This is a genomic window from Candidatus Pelagibacter bacterium nBUS_29, from assembly GCF_051200905.1.
Lineage (GTDB): Bacteria > Pseudomonadota > Alphaproteobacteria > Pelagibacterales > Pelagibacteraceae > Pelagibacter.
The window spans coordinates 62,449-78,698 of record NZ_CP172843.1 but is presented as its reverse complement, the minus strand read 5'-3'; the positions used below and the strand labels follow the sequence as shown (position 1 = coordinate 78,698).

Sequence of the window (16,250 nt, the reverse complement as noted above, 5' to 3'; positions counted from 1 at the left end):
TGATTCAATTGATTATTCAATGGGCAAAAGTAAACTTTTTTTGATTTATTAAATTAAGCCTCAGAATACTTTTGCTCTAAATTCATCACATAATCATTAATTCCATCAAGAAATTGAAGCTTTTCATCTACTGTTTTAAAGGAGAACATCTTGTCTTCATTTTCTCTAATCTCATCGCATTCTGAATAAAAGGCAGAAATTGTCCACCATTTCTCTTTATTGGTACTTAAAATTCTTGAAGCTATACGACGTTTAATTTTTTTATGAATTTCTTTAGGTAAAATTTCAGGTGCTTCATTAAATATCAATCCATGACCAAAAGTAACAAGTCTTTGATCATCAAACTTATCTAATAGTGCAAATTTTTCTTTCCAGTTACCTGTGTGAAATTTAGGAAATAAAGCTTGGTCTTTAGCAGAGGTAAATCCTCCTGAATAAATAGACTCTTCTGGTTCAATATCCTCTTGTGAAGAAATTTCCATTTTCTCTTCTGCAGCTTCTCTTAAAATATTACAAATATCTTGTGAGAACTTTTCGTTAGTTTTAACTAACTCAGCTCTTTTTTTAATTAGGTTTGGATCTAGTTTACTATAAGGCTCAACTTTCATTCCAAAACTTTGATCTAAAATTATTGGTGCTTTATTTGATCTAATAGTTCTTAAAAACTTAGGAGATTTTTTCATCTCTTTTTTTAAATCTTCATAATTTAATTTTTGAATAGCTTCCACATCAACTCTTAAATCTACTGCTTGACCCCATTTATAAATTGGATGCATGCAAGCATTTGGATGTAGTGGAGCACACAAATATAAACGGCTTGTTCCATAAAAATATTCATTCAATGTAAATATTTTTTCCTGCTTGACCATATTCTCAACAATAACCTTGCTGCTTGTTTTAAAATATTCTTGCCACAGTGTTGGTTGTTTTTGTTTAATTAAATCTAAAATCTTAACAGTAAGTTCTGTATCAAATAATGCAGAGTGAGCACCAGCAGATTCGAAGCCATTTAATCTAGCTAAAGACTCTAGCTTCATTGATTTATTTCCTTTAGGATTTAATTCTGTCTTCAAAACATCATCATCTATAGCAAATGCTGCTCTAACAATATTTAAAGCATCATGACGAACATTTCCCTCAGTATTTGTCAAATATGGCTTTCTTAAAGATTTAAAAAATTCTTTTCTAATTACTTCATCGTCAAAGTTGATGCTTGAATAACCCAAAAACGTTGCAGGTGACCATTGTCTAAATTTTTGTTCCACCTGAGTTAACATTTCGTAATGACTTAGATTGCCTTTGGTTAATAAGTCGACATTTGATTTATTAATACAAAGAGCGGTAGCACTTGGAACTCTATCTTGGGGTAGTCTACATCTTGCTGAAAAACGCTCTAGTTCTTTAAAGTTTTCGTCTAATAATATTCCACCTATTTCAATAATAGTTGCCCAATCTGTTTGAGCAGAATCTGTTTCAATATCCCATACTACGTAATTCAATTTGCTCTCCTTTGTGCATAAAATTGTTCAACTTTTTCTAAAAATTTATTTTGATAATCTTTTAATCTTTCACCATCTATTAAAAACCTTTGAAACATATTGTCTTTTGTACAAAGTAAAATAACAGCCTGAGTGATATTAGATCCATGTACAGTATCATGTGCTAAAGCATAAGCACTACATTGCAAATAATAATCATCAATCCACTCATCTTTTTTGGGCTTATTACTTTGTTTAAAATCTATAATTGTCTCTTTATTTTCATAGACACCCACACAGTCTGCAGCTCCTGCATATTTACCTGGGTAATATAATGTTGCTTCACAGCCCCAAATTTCATCCAATTTATTTCTTAAACCATTTTCAATGATTTGATCAGCCATCATTCGCTCTCTAGTGTTATCTCCCAATAAATCTAAATTTAATTTTCCAAGTAGAAATTTTTCCAAATACTCATGCATTGAACTACCTCTGCTACTAGCTTCTTGAGTAATAATTGCTGCTTGCTTATGACCTACTCTTTGCTTCCAAGCTTGAAGAGATGCTTTTTTTTCTTCAGACTCAGTTGCTTTTAAAATAGTTGTCACTGAAGGTAATCGTTCTTCATTTACAGAGTAATGCCTTGAGCCATCTACTATTGATCTAGTTGATTTTGGATAAATATATTTATTATTCCACTCCATGTGATTTCTTATATTCGCTATTTTAGAAAAAAAGAAATTAATTATTTGCTTGTTTTGAACGATCAACAAATTTTTCTACATTTTCTGTTTGGACTGCTTTTTCAAGTTGTTCAGGATCTTTAATACTTTCAAGTGTTCTAGTAATTGATCTTGCGTCTGTCCCAAACTTATCCACAACAGACATGGCCTCTTCTAATTTTTTTCTAAGAGAAACTATGTTTTCAAAATGTTTTCCAAATCTTGAACTTATTGTTTTTAAATGATTATAAATTTCTGTTGCACCTTTTTGAACTTTTAAAGATTGAAATCCCATATGCAAAGATTGCAGGTAAGCTGAAAGCGTATTGGGTCCACAGATTACTACTTTATGTTTTTTCATTAATTCTTGAGTTAATAACTCTTTAGTGCTTGGATCTTGGTATTCAGTTAATTCTTTGTATAAACTTTCAGTTGGAGCGTATACAATTGCAAAATCTGTAGTTTTTGGTGGAACAATATACTTTTCATTAACACTTTTAGCTTTAGCTTTAAAAGCAGTGGCCAATTTTGCTCTAGCATCTGCAACAGCTTTTTTGTCCTGCGCGTCATGACCATCGGTAATTGCTTTGAATTTTTCTACTGGAAAATGACTATCAACTGGAACTAAAACATCGCCTTGAAGCTTAATTGCAAATTCAACGTTTTCACTTGTGTCCTCTTTCATCTTTACATTGGTCATAAATTGAGTAGCTGGTAATAAATCTTTAATCAAAGCATCCAAACTAAACTCAGCAAGAGTTCCATACTTTTTAACACCAGCTAAAATTTTAGTTATACTCTCTTGGCTTTTATTTAATAATTCAACCTGACTATTAAAGTTTCCAACTTTTTCGTCAACTTTAGTCAAAGCCTCTGTCATATCTTTAGTAACACCAGTAGATAAGTTGTTAAATGAAGTCGACATTGAACCCAGCGAGGTGTTAATAGTATTGTTTAAGGTGTCTTTTAAACTTTGTATTTCAGTCTTTAAATTAGCTATCTCTTCAGCTTCCTTATTTTCATTCTCGTCTTTAGGCTTGGATCTTAAATTTAAATAAAGAATTACCGAAGCAATTCCTACTAGTAAAACTAACAATGAGATTAAAATTATATCCATGATTCTATTATTTTATTTTATATGAAAATTTGATTAATATATTAAAATATTTAAAATTTATCCGATGGAATTATTCTTAATATTAAAAATTGTATTTATTATTGGGGCTGTTGTAGCACTTTATGCTGTTGCCAGAAACCTTGATATTATTAAGATTATTTTAATTTATTGGAAAGATCTAATTCTTAGAAAGTAGTTTAATTAATTTTTTAACTTCTGGTTTTTTAACAGATGATTTTGATGTCATCATACAAGCTACAGATTCTAAGATCTCACCATCTTTTAAAATACGAAGATTGTTGGCTTTTAAAGTCTCACCAGTTGAGGTTATGTCAGTGATAATTTCACTTGATCCTGTGAACGGATAAGCCTCAGTAGCTCCCAAACTTCCAACTAATTTAAATTGAGTAACTCCTTTTGAGAATAAAAATTCTCTAGTTAAGTTTGGATATTTGGTTGCAACTCTTAATCTTTTCTTCTTTTTATCTTTAAATTCAAATGCAATTTCTTCTAAATCTGCAACTGTTTGAACATCAATCCAAGGATCAGGAATAGCCACAACTAAAGTTGCTTTTCCAAAATCATATCTTTTAGATACATTAATTTTATTTTGAATATTTACTTCACTCTCTTTTAATAAATCATATCCTGAAAAACCAAGATCTAATGAACCATCTCCAAGTCTTTCAACTATTTCTCTGGCATGGAGATATAAAACTTTAATATTCTTTAATTGTTTTATTGATCCCAATAAATCTCTTTCTCCTCTTTCAGAAACTAAACTTAATTTATTTTTTTTAAATATTTTTAGAATATCTTTTCTAAGTCTACCTTTGCTTGGAATACCAATATTAATTATATTTTTGCTCATTAGTAATTTAAATTTAAAGCAGCTCCAACTGCTGCTACTTGATTTTTGGCCCCAAGATCTGAAATTAATTTATCATATCTTCCACCATTAATTATATTTCTGATCTTTGATTTAGATTTGATGTCAATTTTAAATACCATTCCTGTGTAGTATTCTAATTGTCTTCCAAATGAAGCTGAGAAAACAACATTAAGTTTTGATATTTTATTATTTGAGATTGGAAAATATTTTTGATCAACTATTAAATTGATCTTATTCTTTTTAAAAAATTTATTTAGTTCATTTGCAGCTTTATTAATTGGGCATTTAATTTTTAAAAACTCTTTAATAATCTTTGAAACATTTTCACCTTTTTTTGCTCCTCGTGGGTCCCTAATCTTATTATCAAATCTTTTTAAAATTTCATTAATTGACCTTCCTGCGATGACTTTGGATAGATCTTCTTTTAACATTTGAAAATATCTTTTTTTATCAATCTCAACAATGGTTGGGTCTACATCTGAATTAGTCTCTAATCTTTTTAATAGATCATTAAAATATTTCTCTCTCCAAAAATGCCTTGATAATCTTAACTTCCAACGTTTTGGAATATCTAGTTTTGAAATTAATAAATTAAAGATCTCAACATTACCAATTGTTAACGTACCTGATGTATATTTAATATTTTGTAGAGATTTTAGAGAAGTGTTTATGATTTCTTTATCATCATTCTTCTCGTCCTTGGATCCTATTATCTCAAAACCTACTTGATCTCTTATTATAGAGTCTTTTTTATTTTGTGATTTTCTATACGCCTGACCGCTATAAAAAATCTTCTCTTTGCCATTAAAATTATTCTCTAGATATCTAAGACATGATGCAATAGTTAGGTCAGGTCTTAAACAAAGCTCACTACCATTTTGATCAATGAAAGAGAAAATAAATTTTCTAAAGTTTTCACCTGATCTTTGGACAATATGATTGGCCTCAATTACTGAGGGTAAATCAATATACTTAAATCCTTTAGATTTTACTGATCTAAGGATATTTTCAGATAAGTTTTTTGACTTCATTAATTAAATCAGCTTTTGGAATTGTTTGGTTGTTTTCACCCTTAACACCTCGAAGGTTCTTAATGGTTACAGTGTTATCATTAAACTCGTTTTCTCCACAAATAATTGCGACTGGTAATTCACGTTTATTTGCAAAGGTTAATTGCTTACCTAGATTTTTTTTACTATCTAAAAAAATTTCAGCATTAAAATTATTTTCTCTTAATTGATCAACTAATTCATAATAATTTTTCAAATATTTTTGATCCATGACACAAACCAAAACTGGTTTTTGATCCTCAACCTTAATTTGATCTAACTGCATTAAAGCAAATAACAATCTATCAACACCAAAACTTATTCCTGTTCCTGGAATATCTACTCCTCTAAATCTTGATATCAATTTTGCATAAGCTCCGCCTGAACATATGCTTCCAATATCTACTTCTTTACCTTTGTTGTTTGTCACTTTAAAATTTAAGTTGGTCTCTACAATAAAATCTGAGTAATAAGCTAAGCCTCTCACGATTGTAAAATTGGTTTTAACTTGATTTAAATTTGATCCATATCCAAGTACTTCAAATACATTTTCTAATTCATTTATACCTTCTTGAGATAATGGATTTTTTAAAGTTTCCTTTAATTCTTTTAAATCTTTTATTTTTAGAAAATTTAATATTTGTGCAGCTTGATCATCTGATAATTCTGCACCTTTTGTGATGGCTCCGCTTTGGTCTTTTCTCTCTTTTTTTAATAAATCTTCAACTCCCTTTAATCCAAAACCAGGTTTGTCTAGTTTGTCAATTGCTCTAATGACTTTAGTTTGTTTTTCTTCAGAAATTTTTAATTCATCAATTAAGCCTTGAACTATTTTTCTATTACTCACATTTATTGTAAATTGATCTTTGTTTAAGCCACAATCTGATAATGTGCTTGATATTAAATTACAAAGTTCAGCATTTGCTTGAGCAGGATTAACATTTCCAACAATATCAAAGTCAGCTTGCATAAATTCTCTGTAACGTCCATTTCCTGCTTTTTCGTTACGAAATACATTTTGAATAGCATAACGTTTATAAATATAAGGTAGCTCTTGATTATTTTGTGCAACAAATCTTGCAAGTGGACTTGATAGATCGTATCGAAGAGTGATATTTTTTTCACCGTCTTGAAATGAGAATACATCAGACATAGGATTTGCCTCGTCTTCTGCAAGAAAAGATCCTATATTTTCACTAATTTCAAACGAAGGTGTTTCAAGAGCTTCTGCTCCAAACTTGATAAAATTATTCTCAATAGCTTTTAATAGCTTTTTTTTGAGAAGAAGTTTTTTATCCCAACGATCTTCAAAACCTGAAGGTAATCCAGGTACTAATTTATTTTCTTTATTCATTTTTTGGTACCCGGGCTGAGAATCGAACTCAAACTTAAAGTTCCACAAACTTTCGTGCTAACCGTTACACCACCCAGGCATTCCTTGTTTTTATATTATTTTTGTGTGGATTAAAAATTATATTATAAATAAATAGCCTACAGGCTATGGAAACAGATTCTATGAGTGCTTCTTGAAGTCTCTCTGTATGTAATATTTATAATCATGAACAGTCTTTTAGACAATAATTGTCATTATTCAAGTAAAAATAAAAGGGCATTAATCTATTTTGCAGATTTAACGCCCTTAGAAATATTTAAAATTAATCTATTTTTTTTAGATTAACTGCAGAAGGACCTTTTGGACCGTCCTCTAATGAAAATTCTAGTTTGTCCCCTTCATTTAGATATCTCATGCCAGCTTCTTTAACTGCTGATGCATGCACAAAGGCATCTTTTTCTTTGTCATCTCTTTCGATGAAACCATAGCCTTTTTTACCATTATACCATTTAATTTTACCAGTTAGTTTACTCATCTTATTTCTTAGTCCCTATGTTATTTATTATTTTATAAAGCTAATTTGATTTTTAAATTATTTCAAGATGAAAAGTTGATGGTGGTGCCTCGGGAAGGATTCGCACCTCCGACACAAGCCTTTTCAGGGCTCTGCTCTACTCCTGAGCTACCGAGGCAAAAATTAACCCCTAAAGATTATTCTACCTTTTGTAAGGTCGTAAGGTGTCATCTCAACTGTCACGTTATCGCCTTGCAATACTCTAATTCTGTTTTTTCTCAACTTACCAGCAGTATGAGCTGTAACCGTATGCCCATTCTCTAGCTTGACTCTAAACATTGCATTTGGAAGTAAGTCCATGACCTTTCCTTTAAATTCAAGCAAATCTTGTTTAGACAATTTTATTTTCTCCTAATTCTTTTTTTTACAGATTGAGCGTGTCCTGCTAATCCTTCGTAATTTGCAAGTGTTATAACTGAAGGGCCAAGACTTTCAATACCCTTTTTAGATAAGTTTATAAAGGAAATCCGTTTATAAAATTCATTAACACTTACTCCACTTGAATATTTAGCTGAACCATTGGTTGGTAATATATGGTTTGAGCCAACATTATAGTCGGTCATTGCCATAACAGCATATTTTCCAAGACAAACAGATCCTGAACTTTTAATTTTTGGTACAAATGAATTATAATTTTTAACATTTAGTTCCAAATGCTCAGGTGCTATTTTATTTATAACATCAATTATTTTCTTATCTGAACTAATATGCATTAAAATTCCATTACTTGATAAGCTTTGTCTTGCAATAGAAGATCTTGGAATTTCCTTTAATTGTTTAGAGATTTCATTTTTAACTTTATCAATTAAGGATTTGTCTTTTGAAATTAATATACATTGAGCAAGATTATCATGTTCTGCTTGTCCGATTAAATCGCTTGCAACCCATTCTGGATTTGAAAATTTATCACAAACAATAGTGACTTCTGAAGGGCCTGCAGTCATTCCCTCAATTCCAACATCACCAAAAACCTCTTTTTTAGCAGCTGCTACATAAGCATTACCAGGGCCTACTATTTTATTAACTTTATTTATTTTCTTTGTTCCATAAGCTGCTGCTGCAATTGCAGAAGGTCCACCTATTGAATAAATTTCTTTAATTTTACATTTACGTGCCGCATATAATACTGCTGCATTTTGTTTTCCTTTAAATCCTGGATTAATCATCACAACTCTTTTAACTCCTGCAACAATTGCTGGGATAGCATTCATTAATACACTAGATGGATATGAAGCTGTTGAGCCAGGCACATAAATTGCAACAGATTCTAAGGGAATATATTTATACTTAAGTTTATTTTTATACTTATCTACGTAAGAGATATTCTTAAATTTTTGAAGTGAATGAAATTTGTAAATTCTATTATAGGCAATATCAATTGCTTGCTTCACTTTTTTATCAAGTGATTTTATTGAATTAGAAATCTGTTTTTGAGAAGGAATAATTACAGTGTTTTGATTAAATTTTTTTTCATATTTTACTAAAGCTTTATCTCCATTTTTTATTACATCATTAATAATACCTGAAACCGAAACTGAATTAGATTGTACTTTTTTCTTTCTTTGTAAAAGCAAACTATCTAAGTTTTTATTAAAATTTTTATTATTACTATTTAATATTTTCATTAATCTTTGATTTCGTTTTGATCTTCCAGTCTTACTTCAATTGTTTCTGTAGTCAAAGCAATGTGAGCATTATTGTTGAAAATTAAATTAATCTCACAATCATCTTTATTTTTTAGATAATCTATTGCTATTAATTCTAAAACTAAATCTTCATTTTTTTGATCTATATTTTTAGATTTAACTTTATCTACACAATCAAACCTGCAAATGCTGTTAATTTTCTTATCATCCTGATCAGTTTCAATTTTGGTTCTCTCAATCGATATCAAGAAAACTTTATTTTCTGCTAGGTATTTTATATCTGAAACTTTAACTTTTGCTCCAGCAGTACATGCTGAAATCATTTGTAAACCTTCATTATCTGAAGCTATAATTTTTGCCAAATATTTCTTATCCATTAATTAACTCTTCTAATTTTTGCTCCAACTTTTTTTAGTTTCTTTTCTATATTTTCATATCCACGGTCAAGATGATAAATTCTATTAATCACTGATTTTCCTTTTGTTGTTAAGGCTGCTAAAATTAATGAAACAGAGGCTCTTAGGTCTGTTGCCATCAATTCAGCTGCCGCAAAATTAATATTACCAGTAACTTTAGCAGTATTACCATTAGTAGAAATTTTAGCACCCATTCGATTCAATTCAGCAACGTGCATAAACCTATTTTCAAAGATATCTTCTTTAATGACAGATTGTTTGTTAGCTTTACACAGCAATACCATTATTTGAGCCTGCAAATCAGTTGGGAAACCAGGATATGGTGCTGTTTTGATGTTCGTATTTTTAATCTTTTTATTACCAATAATATGAACTTCATCTTTCTTAACATTAATTTTTGCACCTATTTTTTTTAAAGTATTAATTTCTGTTTGAATTATTTTTGGAATAATATGTTTTATCTTTAAATTTCCTGCTGTTACAGCTGCTGCAACCAAATAAGTTCCAGCTTCAATTCTATCAAACATAACCTGATAAGTAATTTCTTTTACCTCTGATACTCCTTCAATTTTTACTGAACGCTTGCTTATCCATTTAATATTACATCCCATATTTTTTAAAAAATTAACTAAATCTTTTATTTCAGGTTCAATTGCACAGTTACTTAAAACAGTTGTTCCTTTAGCAAAACTTGCTGCAATTATTAAATTTTCGGTAGCACCAACTGAGATTTTTGAAAATCGAATTTTATTCCCAATTAATCCTTTTGCTGCGATTGCGTGAACATACCCTTGAACAATTTTATATTTAACTCCTAACTTTGATAAAGCATCTAGATGTATGTCAACAGGTCTAGTACCAATCGCACAACCTCCTGGTAGAGATACTTTTGCCTTACCAAATTTTGCTAATAAAGGCCCAAGAACTAAAATTCCTGCTCTCATAGTTTTAACCAAACTGTAAGGTGCAAAACTTTTTCTTTGTTTTATATTATCAATGACTAAGTTGTTCTGATTGAATTTAATTTTAGAACCTAAGGATTGCAATAAACTAGCCATCGTCTCAATATCTTTTACTCTAGGTAAGTTTTTTAAGTAAATTTTTTTTCTTGAAAGTAAAGTTGCAGCTAAAATTGGTAAGGATGCATTTTTTGAGCCTGATATTTTTATTTGTCCTTTGAGCTTATTAGCTCCAAAGACTTCTAGTTTTTGCATAACTAAACTTTGGGTAACGTTACCCCAGTTTGACCCATATACTTTCCATCTCGATCAGCATATGTCACTTCTGGTTTTTCATTTCCCTTTAAAAAGACAAATTGTGCAACACCCTCATTTGCATATATTTTTGCAGGTAAAGGTGTGGTATTGGAAAATTCAAGTGTTACGTACCCTTCCCAGCCTGGTTCTAAGGGTGTAACATTTACAATAATCCCACATCTTGCATAAGTAGATTTGCCAAGACAAATAACCAATACATCATCTGGAATTTTAAACTTTTCAACTGTTCTGGCTAGAACAAATGAATTTGGTGGAATAATACATTCTGATACATTTTTTGTAACAAAGTTTGTTGGTTTAAAATTTTTTGGATCCACTATTTCTGAATTCACATTTGTAAAAATCTTAAATTCATCAGAAACTCTAGCATCATAACCAAATGATGATAGCCCATAAGAGATGCTGTCACCTCTGACTTGTTTTTCTTCAAAAGGAGAAATCATATCTTCTTCTTTAGACATTTTTCTAATCCACTTATCTGAAAGAACTGACATTATTTAGTTTTCTTCTTAGTTTTTTTTTGAAAAAGTTTTCGTTTTTTTAAATTTTTTCTTAACGCTAAGCTTAAACGCTCATTTTTTTCTTTTGAATTCATTCTTTATCTGGATTAGTAAGGAAGTCTAATGTAATTGGCTTTGAGGCATCTAAAGTTTTAGGTTTAACTTCCTCTTCTTTTGGGCCTTCTTTTGCTAAACGTTTAGCTTTTTTTTCTGCAAGCTTCTTCTCTCTTTTAGCTTGCTTCTCCATAAGCTTATTACCTTTGGTAGATTTATAATCGTAATGAATTCCCATAAAATTTTCCTCACGTAGATATAAAGCATAATAACCAAAAAATTAAGGCAATATTTTGAAAAAAATGCTTTATTATCAATAAATATTATTTTGTTAATAAGCTCCTATAGATAAATGGTATATCAAGTCATTGGTAATGACTAATTTCCTGGTCAGTACAGGGTGGGAGCACCATAATTAATCTTTGTAGAAAATTTTTCTTAAAAAAATTGATATTAAAATTAATCCAAAAAAAGCTAGAATTGGTAAATAAATATCTGCTGAAAAAATAATATCAGTTATTTCAGGAACTTCCGAGTTCTGATCAATAACTTTTTCTAATCCACTACCAATAGAAACAGCTAAGAATATTTGAGGTATAATTCCAATTAAAGTTGCAAAGAAAAAATTATTCACTTTTACATTAAAAACAGTCGGCAGGAGACAGCTTAATTGCCATGGTATCCCTCCTATAAAACGATATATTAATAAATAGATAAATTCAGATTTTTTAAATTTTTGTTCAAGATTTTTGAATTTACTTAAAAATTTTTCTCTAATAAATTCTTTTAAAAAATAATTGCCAAACAAATAAATAAAGGTTGCGCCAATGCTTAATCCAAACACAACAAGTAATGTTCCAATCCATTTTCCAAATATAAATCCTCCTAGCAATGCAACTGGTGACCCAAATCCCAAAAATGGAAATACCCATAATATTGTAAGAACTAAAAAAATTACTGATAATAAAAATAAATTAGAATTTTTAAGTTCAAAAAAATAAGATCTATTTTCTCTAATGAAATCATAAGACGTTAATTCCTGAAGGCTAAAATTTGAAAAGAAAAAATATAAAAATATACAAATAGCTACTAGGTAAAATAATCCTATAAATAATTTAATTTTTTTAGCTTTTTCCATTAAATACAATGCTAATTCTATAATCTTCTATTTGCTATTTATATATTTAGTTACTATAAAGAGCGAAAAATTAATAAATTTTAACCACATTTTATGAAGCGAACATATCAACCATCTAACGTTAAACGAGCCAGAAAACATGGTTTTAGATCAAAAATGAAGACTAAGGGTGGACAGAAACTTTTGGCTAGGAGAAGAGCAAGAGGAAGAAAATCGTTAACCGTATCAGTCTAGATAAATGAAAAGCAAAATACTTGCTCTTTCAAAAAACGAAGAATTCAAAAATCTACTAAAGCAAAAAAAAATTTCTAACAAATACGTTACAATTTTTTTTGGCAATCTAACCAACAAAGATAACAGTAAACTAAATATTAGTTTTGTGACCAAAAAGAAAATTGGAAATGCAGTAAAAAGAAATAAAATTAAACGTAGATTAAGAAATATTGTTAATGAAGCAGTAAAAAAAGTAACATTAAAATTTAGCTATTCATATCTTGTTATTGCTAAGTCAACTATGCTAAACAATGAGTACAAAATTATAAAAGAAACTCTATTTCAGGATTTAGAAAAAATTAAATAATGAACATTTTCACAAATATTTTAATTAAATTTATTAAAGGATATAAATTTCTTATTAGTCCATTGCTAGGTCAATCTTGTAGATATTTGCCAACTTGTTCTGAATACAGTATTGAGGCTTTAAAAGAATTTGGTTTTGTTAAAGGAAGTTTAATGAGCTTAAAGAGAATATTATCATGTCATCCTATAAAGTTTTTAGGGGGTGGTGATGGTTTTGATCCCGTTAAAAAAGAAATGAGAGCTAAAAAATAATGGATACTAAAAACGTTATTGCAGCTATTTCTTTGTCTGCTGCAGTTATTATTTTATATAGCTTATTTTTTGCGCCTCCCCCAATTACAAAAGAGAACTTAGCTGAAAAAAATAAAACTGAACAAAATTCAGATGCGCCTAGTTTGGATCAAAAAGAGACTATAACTGAAATTACAAGAGAAGAGGCTTTAAACCAAAATAAAAGAATTCAATTTGAAAATCAAAATATAGTTGGTTCGATTTCTTTAAAGGGTGCTGCAATCGATGACTTAACTTTTAAAGAATATAATGTAGCTTTAAATAGTGAAGAGAAAGTTACTCTTTTAACACCAAGAAATACTAAAGATGGATATTTTATAGAGAGTGGTTTTATAACTTCTGATAAAAATATTGATATTCCAAATTCTAATTCAGTTTGGTCTGTATCAGGAAATAATAAATTAACTGACCGGTCATCTGTAAAATTATCATGGACTAATGATCAAGGAATTACTTTTGAGAAAGAAATAACTTTAGATGATAAATTTCTTTTCACAATTAATCAAAGAGTAATCAATTCAACTAAAAAAGAGTTTGATTTTTACACTTATGGTCAAATTATCAGAAAAGAAATTCCAGATATTTCCAATTTTTACATTCTTCATGAAGGTTTAATAGCAACATTAGATGAAGAATTAATTGAAGAAGATTATGATGATATTCAAGAAGAAAAGTTTTCAAAAACTTCTCAAAAGGGGTGGCTTGGAATTTCAGACAAATTTTGGATAACCTCATTGATTCCACCAAGTGGTAAGGAATTCAAGACTACATTTGATTATAAAGAAAAGTTTCGTGCTAATTTTGTAGGTACAGAACCTCTAGAATTAAAAGGAAACTCGAGTATCGAAGATAAATTGCAAGTAATAGTAGCTGCTAAGAGAGTAGACGTAATTGATGGATACGCAGAGTCTCTAAATATAGATAAATTTGATTTAGCAATTGATTGGGGATTTTTGTATTTCATTACAAAACCTTTGTTCCATGGCATAGATTACTTTTTTAAATTATTAGGAAATTATGGTCTGGCAATTATAGCAATTACATTTTGTATAAGACTAGCATTCTTTCCACTTGCAAACTTCTCATTTAAAAGTATGGCAAAAATGAAGGCTCTACAGCCTGAAATGGCTAGACTTAAAGATCTTCATAAAGAAGATAAAATGAAATTACAGCAAGAAATGATGGCTCTTTATAAAAAAGAGAAAGTTAATCCCATGTCTGGATGTTTGCCTATACTAGTTCAAATTCCAGTATTTTTTGCATTATACAAAGTACTGTTTGTAACAATTGAAATGAGACAAATGCCATTTTTTGGATGGATACAAGATTTATCAGAGAGAGATCCTACGTCACTCTTCAATTTATTTGGTTTATTGCCTTATGATGTTCCTTCATTTTTAATGATTGGTGCTTGGCCTATTGCAATGGGTGTATCAATGTTTATTCAGCAAAAACTTAATCCTGCTCCGACAGATCCTATGCAGGCAAAAATATTTATGTTCTTTCCACTTTTCCTAACAGTAATACTGGCACCATTTCCTGCAGGATTAGTAATTTACTGGACTGTTAATAATATTTTAACAATGGCTCAACAAGTGTTCATTATGAAAAGAACTACCATTAAAACAACCACTTAATGTTGGAAGTCAAAGAAGAAGAGTTAAAAAAGATACTACCATTTGATGGTCCCTCAATTGATGAAGTAAAAAAATATTTAGAAAAATATAATGACGAATACATCGTTATTAAATGTGGTGGAAGTGTCCTAGTTGATCAGAATTTATTTAATATTTTTATAAAAGATATTACCACACTAAATAAGTTGGGGTTTATTCCTATCGTTGTACATGGTGGAGGTAAAAGAATAAGTAATAAATTAAATGAATTAGGAATTAATAGTGAATTTATTAAAGGACTTCGGGTTACAGGAAAAGAAACAATTGAAGTAGTCGAGAAAGTTTTAATAGAATTTAATCAAGAGATAGTTGAAGCTTTAAAAAAACAATCTTGTAATAGTGAAACAATTAACTCTAAAAATAATAATATCATTAATGTAATTAGAGAAAATGATCAATTAGGATATGTTGGAACGCCCACTAAAATTAACAAAACTATTATAGACAAAATTGTTAATGATAAAAAGGTTCCAGTAATTGCACCTTTAGGTTTAGATGAAAGTAATCAAACTTATAATATAAATGCAGATACCGCAGCTGGCTCTATTGCAAAGAAAATTGAAGCAAGAAGATTAATAATTATGAGTGATGTTGAGGGTGTTTTAGATGATAGTCAAAAACTAATTCCTGAAATTAATTCAATTTCAATTAAAGATTTAATTGATAATGAAACAATTACTGGAGGTATGATTCCTAAAATTAACAATTGTTTAGATGTTGCAAGTAATGGGGTAAAAGGTGTTGTAATAATTGATGGCCGAAAAAACCATTCTATTCTTTTTGAACTATTATCTGATAAAGGATCGGGAACACTGATAAGACAATGAAAGATTTAGTTAATATAAAATACTGGATATTTGATCTTGATAACACTCTTTATAGTGGTCAAACTCAGGTTTTTTCTGAAGTTGATAAAAAAATGTCTTCATTTATCTCTGAAAAATTTAATGTTGATCTTGTAAAAGCAAAAGAAATTCAAAAAAAATACTTTTATGAGTATGGGACAACACTCTCGGGTTTAATGAACCATGATAATATCAATCCACAAGAATTTTTAGAATTTGTTCACGATATTGATATTAGTTGGCTGCCAAAAGATGAAGTTTTAAGAGAAGAACTTATTAAGATAGAAGAAAAAAAGATTATTTTTACTAACGGTTCCCATGCTCATGTTGAAAATGTCACAAAACAACTTGGTATTGATGGCTTATTTGATGGAGCTTTTGATATAACTGATGCAAATTATGTTCCAAAACCTCACTTAGATCCATATCAAAAATTAATTAAAAAGTTTGATTTAGATCCAAAACAATCAATTTTAATCGAGGATATCGCTCACAATTTAGAGCAGGCTAAGAATTTAGGAATGAAAACATGTTGGTTAGAAAATGAAGAAGCCTTTGCCAAAAAAGACTCGGACAAACCATATATAGATTACAAGATTAAGAACTTGCCTTCTTTTCTTCAAGAAATTAATATATTAAAAAACAATTAAATTAACTATCCAA

21 protein-coding genes and 2 tRNA genes are annotated in these 16,250 nt (G+C 29.4%); 7 read left to right on the top strand and 16 right to left on the bottom strand.

The window, feature by feature from the left end; all coding sequences use genetic code 11:
* Positions 1 to 53: 53 nt before the first annotated feature.
* The 3 genes from ACIJYA_RS00405 to ACIJYA_RS00395 are packed head-to-tail and all read right to left on the bottom strand — an operon-like array spanning position 54 to position 3,317.
* Positions 54 to 1,499 carry an exonuclease domain-containing protein gene (locus ACIJYA_RS00405; RefSeq protein WP_435088520.1) on the bottom strand — a complete coding sequence of 482 codons (1,446 nt, stop codon included), beginning with the start codon at positions 1,497 to 1,499 and terminating at the stop codon, positions 54 to 56.
* Positions 1,496 to 2,182: a hypothetical protein gene (locus ACIJYA_RS00400; protein ID WP_435088519.1), complete on the bottom strand. Its 687-nt coding sequence runs from the start codon at positions 2,180 to 2,182 to the stop codon at positions 1,496 to 1,498. The genes ACIJYA_RS00405 and ACIJYA_RS00400 overlap by 4 nt, the downstream gene beginning before the upstream one ends.
* A gap of 37 nt (positions 2,183 to 2,219) precedes the next feature.
* Complete coding sequence (locus ACIJYA_RS00395) at positions 2,220 to 3,317, bottom strand: DNA recombination protein RmuC (protein ID WP_435088518.1); 1,098 nt, start codon at positions 3,315 to 3,317, stop codon at positions 2,220 to 2,222.
* 64 nt (positions 3,318 to 3,381) lie between these two features.
* On the opposite strand from ACIJYA_RS00395, the gene ACIJYA_RS00390 reads away from it, so the two are divergent.
* On the top strand, positions 3,382 to 3,513 hold the full coding sequence (locus tag ACIJYA_RS00390) for a hypothetical protein (protein WP_435088517.1): 132 nt from the start codon (positions 3,382 to 3,384) through the stop codon (positions 3,511 to 3,513).
* On the opposite strand, the gene hisG is transcribed toward ACIJYA_RS00390, so the two are convergent.
* The 13 genes from hisG to ACIJYA_RS00325 all read right to left on the bottom strand — a co-directional run bounded on the left by hisG (position 3,496) and on the right by ACIJYA_RS00325 (position 12,196).
* The gene (hisG, locus tag ACIJYA_RS00385) at positions 3,496 to 4,188 is read right to left on the bottom strand and encodes an ATP phosphoribosyltransferase (protein WP_435088516.1); all 693 of its coding nucleotides are present in this window, start codon (positions 4,186 to 4,188) and stop codon (positions 3,496 to 3,498) included. The genes ACIJYA_RS00390 and hisG overlap by 18 nt on opposite strands.
* Positions 4,188 to 5,240: an ATP phosphoribosyltransferase regulatory subunit gene (locus ACIJYA_RS00380; RefSeq protein ID WP_435088515.1), complete on the bottom strand. Its 1,053-nt coding sequence runs from the start codon at positions 5,238 to 5,240 to the stop codon at positions 4,188 to 4,190. The genes hisG and ACIJYA_RS00380 overlap by 1 nt, the downstream gene beginning before the upstream one ends.
* Complete coding sequence (gene hisS / locus ACIJYA_RS00375) at positions 5,218 to 6,612, bottom strand: histidine--tRNA ligase (protein WP_435088514.1); 1,395 nt, start codon at positions 6,610 to 6,612, stop codon at positions 5,218 to 5,220. The genes ACIJYA_RS00380 and hisS overlap by 23 nt, the downstream gene beginning before the upstream one ends.
* Positions 6,613 to 6,616: 4 nt before the next feature.
* Positions 6,617 to 6,691, bottom strand: a tRNA-His gene (locus tag ACIJYA_RS00370).
* Between the two features lie 222 nt (positions 6,692 to 6,913).
* On the bottom strand, positions 6,914 to 7,126 hold the full coding sequence (locus tag ACIJYA_RS00365) for a cold-shock protein (RefSeq protein WP_435088513.1): 213 nt from the start codon (positions 7,124 to 7,126) through the stop codon (positions 6,914 to 6,916).
* An 82-nt stretch (positions 7,127 to 7,208) separates the two neighbouring features.
* Positions 7,209 to 7,283 (bottom strand) — tRNA-Phe (locus ACIJYA_RS00360).
* Between the two features lie 5 nt (positions 7,284 to 7,288).
* Positions 7,289 to 7,504, bottom strand: a complete 216-nt coding sequence (infA, locus tag ACIJYA_RS00355) for a translation initiation factor IF-1 (protein ID WP_023649077.1) — start codon at positions 7,502 to 7,504, stop codon at positions 7,289 to 7,291.
* Positions 7,505 to 7,506: 2 nt separating this feature from the next.
* On the bottom strand, positions 7,507 to 8,790 hold the full coding sequence (hisD, locus tag ACIJYA_RS00350; RefSeq protein WP_435088512.1) for a histidinol dehydrogenase: 1,284 nt from the start codon (positions 8,788 to 8,790) through the stop codon (positions 7,507 to 7,509).
* Positions 8,790 to 9,188: a DUF2948 family protein gene (locus ACIJYA_RS00345; RefSeq protein WP_435088511.1), complete on the bottom strand. Its 399-nt coding sequence runs from the start codon at positions 9,186 to 9,188 to the stop codon at positions 8,790 to 8,792. Before ACIJYA_RS00345 ends, hisD begins: the two co-directional genes overlap by 1 nt.
* Complete coding sequence (murA, locus tag ACIJYA_RS00340; RefSeq protein WP_435088510.1) at positions 9,188 to 10,441, bottom strand: UDP-N-acetylglucosamine 1-carboxyvinyltransferase; 1,254 nt, start codon at positions 10,439 to 10,441, stop codon at positions 9,188 to 9,190. Before murA ends, ACIJYA_RS00345 begins: the two co-directional genes overlap by 1 nt.
* Before the next feature lie 2 nt (positions 10,442 to 10,443).
* Positions 10,444 to 10,998 carry a dCTP deaminase gene (gene dcd / locus ACIJYA_RS00335; protein ID WP_271507166.1) on the bottom strand — a complete coding sequence of 185 codons (555 nt, stop codon included), beginning with the start codon at positions 10,996 to 10,998 and terminating at the stop codon, positions 10,444 to 10,446.
* A gap of 97 nt (positions 10,999 to 11,095) precedes the next feature.
* Positions 11,096 to 11,296 carry a hypothetical protein gene (locus tag ACIJYA_RS00330; protein ID WP_028036218.1) on the bottom strand — a complete coding sequence of 67 codons (201 nt, stop codon included), beginning with the start codon at positions 11,294 to 11,296 and terminating at the stop codon, positions 11,096 to 11,098.
* A 177-nt stretch (positions 11,297 to 11,473) separates the two neighbouring features.
* The gene (locus tag ACIJYA_RS00325) at positions 11,474 to 12,196 is read right to left on the bottom strand and encodes a TVP38/TMEM64 family protein (protein WP_435088509.1); all 723 of its coding nucleotides are present in this window, start codon (positions 12,194 to 12,196) and stop codon (positions 11,474 to 11,476) included.
* A gap of 93 nt (positions 12,197 to 12,289) precedes the next feature.
* Here ACIJYA_RS00325 and rpmH point away from each other — a divergent pair, with 93 nt between their 5' ends.
* From rpmH to ACIJYA_RS00295, 6 genes are read left to right on the top strand one after another with little or no spacing between them, the layout of a single operon-like run.
* Complete coding sequence (rpmH, locus tag ACIJYA_RS00320) at positions 12,290 to 12,430, top strand: 50S ribosomal protein L34 (protein WP_008545591.1); 141 nt, start codon at positions 12,290 to 12,292, stop codon at positions 12,428 to 12,430.
* 4 nt (positions 12,431 to 12,434) lie between these two features.
* Positions 12,435 to 12,776 carry a ribonuclease P protein component gene (gene rnpA, locus ACIJYA_RS00315; protein WP_435088508.1) on the top strand — a complete coding sequence of 114 codons (342 nt, stop codon included), beginning with the start codon at positions 12,435 to 12,437 and terminating at the stop codon, positions 12,774 to 12,776.
* Positions 12,776 to 13,027 carry a membrane protein insertion efficiency factor YidD gene (gene yidD / locus ACIJYA_RS00310; protein ID WP_435088507.1) on the top strand — a complete coding sequence of 84 codons (252 nt, stop codon included), beginning with the start codon at positions 12,776 to 12,778 and terminating at the stop codon, positions 13,025 to 13,027. Before rnpA ends, yidD begins: the two co-directional genes overlap by 1 nt.
* Positions 13,027 to 14,703, top strand: coding sequence for a membrane protein insertase YidC (gene yidC / locus ACIJYA_RS00305; protein WP_435088506.1), 1,677 nt, complete (start codon positions 13,027 to 13,029; stop codon positions 14,701 to 14,703). The genes yidD and yidC overlap by 1 nt, the downstream gene beginning before the upstream one ends.
* A complete protein-coding gene (gene argB / locus ACIJYA_RS00300; protein ID WP_435088505.1) occupies positions 14,703 to 15,569 on the top strand; it encodes an acetylglutamate kinase in 867 nt (288 codons plus the stop codon). Before yidC ends, argB begins: the two co-directional genes overlap by 1 nt.
* Positions 15,566 to 16,237, top strand: a complete 672-nt coding sequence (locus tag ACIJYA_RS00295; protein WP_435088504.1) for a pyrimidine 5'-nucleotidase — start codon at positions 15,566 to 15,568, stop codon at positions 16,235 to 16,237. Before argB ends, ACIJYA_RS00295 begins: the two co-directional genes overlap by 4 nt.
* Positions 16,238 to 16,250: the final 13 nt, after the last annotated feature.

Coding starts and splice junctions, on each gene's coding strand:
- rnpA (WP_435088508.1), top strand. CDS start 12,435: ATGAAAAGCAAAATACTTGCTCTTTCAAAAAACGAAGAATTCAAAAAT.
- ACIJYA_RS00395 (WP_435088518.1), bottom strand. CDS start 3,317: ATGGATATAATTTTAATCTCATTGTTAGTTTTACTAGTAGGAATTGCT.
- ACIJYA_RS00325 (WP_435088509.1), bottom strand. CDS start 12,196: ATGGAAAAAGCTAAAAAAATTAAATTATTTATAGGATTATTTTACCTA.
- ACIJYA_RS00295 (WP_435088504.1), top strand. CDS start 15,566: ATGAAAGATTTAGTTAATATAAAATACTGGATATTTGATCTTGATAAC.
- hisD (WP_435088512.1), bottom strand. CDS start 8,790: ATGAAAATATTAAATAGTAATAATAAAAATTTTAATAAAAACTTAGAT.
- murA (WP_435088510.1), bottom strand. CDS start 10,441: ATGCAAAAACTAGAAGTCTTTGGAGCTAATAAGCTCAAAGGACAAATA.
- yidD (WP_435088507.1), top strand. CDS start 12,776: ATGAACATTTTCACAAATATTTTAATTAAATTTATTAAAGGATATAAA.
- ACIJYA_RS00365 (WP_435088513.1), bottom strand. CDS start 7,126: ATGAGTAAACTAACTGGTAAAATTAAATGGTATAATGGTAAAAAAGGC.
- ACIJYA_RS00390 (WP_435088517.1), top strand. CDS start 3,382: ATGGAATTATTCTTAATATTAAAAATTGTATTTATTATTGGGGCTGTT.
- dcd (WP_271507166.1), bottom strand. CDS start 10,998: ATGTCAGTTCTTTCAGATAAGTGGATTAGAAAAATGTCTAAAGAAGAA.
- yidC (WP_435088506.1), top strand. CDS start 13,027: ATGGATACTAAAAACGTTATTGCAGCTATTTCTTTGTCTGCTGCAGTT.
- hisS (WP_435088514.1), bottom strand. CDS start 6,612: ATGAATAAAGAAAATAAATTAGTACCTGGATTACCTTCAGGTTTTGAA.
- ACIJYA_RS00345 (WP_435088511.1), bottom strand. CDS start 9,188: ATGGATAAGAAATATTTGGCAAAAATTATAGCTTCAGATAATGAAGGT.
- rpmH (WP_008545591.1), top strand. CDS start 12,290: ATGAAGCGAACATATCAACCATCTAACGTTAAACGAGCCAGAAAACAT.
- ACIJYA_RS00400 (WP_435088519.1), bottom strand. CDS start 2,182: ATGGAGTGGAATAATAAATATATTTATCCAAAATCAACTAGATCAATA.
- argB (WP_435088505.1), top strand. CDS start 14,703: ATGTTGGAAGTCAAAGAAGAAGAGTTAAAAAAGATACTACCATTTGAT.
- ACIJYA_RS00380 (WP_435088515.1), bottom strand. CDS start 5,240: ATGAAGTCAAAAAACTTATCTGAAAATATCCTTAGATCAGTAAAATCT.
- hisG (WP_435088516.1), bottom strand. CDS start 4,188: ATGAGCAAAAATATAATTAATATTGGTATTCCAAGCAAAGGTAGACTT.
- ACIJYA_RS00330 (WP_028036218.1), bottom strand. CDS start 11,296: ATGGGAATTCATTACGATTATAAATCTACCAAAGGTAATAAGCTTATG.